Raw genomic sequence first — 1,559 nt, 5'->3', positions numbered from 1 at the left:
ATCAAAGACCGTTTTTTCTCATATCGATGAGATTTCCGCCCGTTTTGCTGTAGGAGATTGAACAGGCGAAGTAAAACCTTTGATAGCTCTTGGGTGTTTTTTTGTATAGTTTGGAATAGAAGAAGAAAATAGTCTTTAATCATATATATGGCTTTATACTCACTAAGCTCTCGTTTTTTCTTCATGAGGAGCAATTGGCGCATTTGAAACATGATAGAAGAACAGAGTAGAATGGCAATCAATTGACCATATAAATGGCACTCCAATCGTTCTGGTTTTATCTTTTTACAATGATGAATTTGAAAGAATGACTTCCACGTTTTAAATAAAATTTCGATTTGCCAACGCAAAGAATACCAGTCATGTACCTGTCCCATCGGGACAATATCTGTAGGGGTGTTTGTCATATATACATTGATACCACTGAGTCGTTTACTACGAGGAGAATACTTCATTCCTTTCTTTTTTTCTCTTACGGCTTGATCTTGTAATCGTTTTTGTTGCTGTTGTTTTGTTAATCGATGAACAATTACACGAGCTGGTACTTTATCAATCATTCCTACATAAGCATCAGCTATTTCGCATGTTTTTCCTGGTTGAAGGGAGTTCATTAACGTCTCCATATCTATCTGTATATACTCTGTACCTTTCTTAATTCTTCCGTCTTGAAAATAATCAGGGTTAGGATTTTTTTGATACATACGTGTATTCGACTTGATACGAGAGATATAGTAGGCCTCTTTATCTTGTATATATTGAAGGTCTTTTAAATGAAAATAACCTAAATCCCGGATACATAAATCATTCGCTGTCACAGTTGGGGCACACAGAGAGCCGTAAGTGCGATCATGTTGTTTACCTGGACCTGTATGAATATGTAGAAACTGTCCACTTAACAAATCATACTCAAGTTGAATTTTTATCCCAGCTGTATGGCTGCATCCTCCTGCACCTGGATAAACCGATGAAAATACATCCGGGAGTTGAAATGCAGTTGAATCTAAAATACGAATACGCTTGAAAACAGAAGTGTATGGAGAAGAAATCGGCATAGATGTGGCCAATTTTTTGCTTAGTAGTTCGGCTAGTAGGTGTTGTAAAAGTTGGACGGCCGCCTTATTAAACCGTTGATTCAGTCCCTCAGGACTGATGAGTACTTCTGTTGATGCTTCTAAACAGCTAGATAACTGAGTTAAAGAAGTCATAGCTACATTTTGGCTCACCCATACACATAAAGCTACTAAATCTTTTGCTTGGTACTTACTGGTTCGTTGTACAAAACCAACATCTCTAGCAAGATCCCGTAAGGTATTTGGAGATAAAAAACTTTGAATCTCTTGAGCAAATAGTTGTAATTCATTGGATACAGAAATAGACATAAAAAACGCCATCCTTTCCTATGATTCTACAGAAAGAATAGCGTATTTTTTCTTTTTATGGATACATTTTTTTAGCTCGATGGCGATGTGGTGTTACCTCAAATATAATTATTTTATTTGAAGGTCTCTTTTAAATTTTTTTCAAATCTTTTCATAGGTTGATATACAAGGACGTGTAGT

The 1,559-nt window shown here is 36.0% G+C and carries 1 protein-coding gene; it reads right to left on the bottom strand.

All coding sequences use genetic code 11. The annotated features are described in order from the left end of the window. On the bottom strand, positions 1-1,379 hold a 1,379-nt coding region (locus DN403_RS26485), incomplete at its 3' end, for an IS4-like element ISBce7 family transposase (RefSeq protein WP_149185914.1). Positions 1,380-1,559 lie beyond the last annotated feature (180 nt).

This window comes from Bacillus sp. AY2-1, assembly GCF_008368965.1.
Taxonomy (GTDB): Bacteria; Bacillota; Bacilli; order Bacillales; family Bacillaceae_G; genus Bacillus_A; species Bacillus_A thuringiensis_S.
This window is presented reverse-complemented; position numbering and strand designations above follow the sequence as displayed.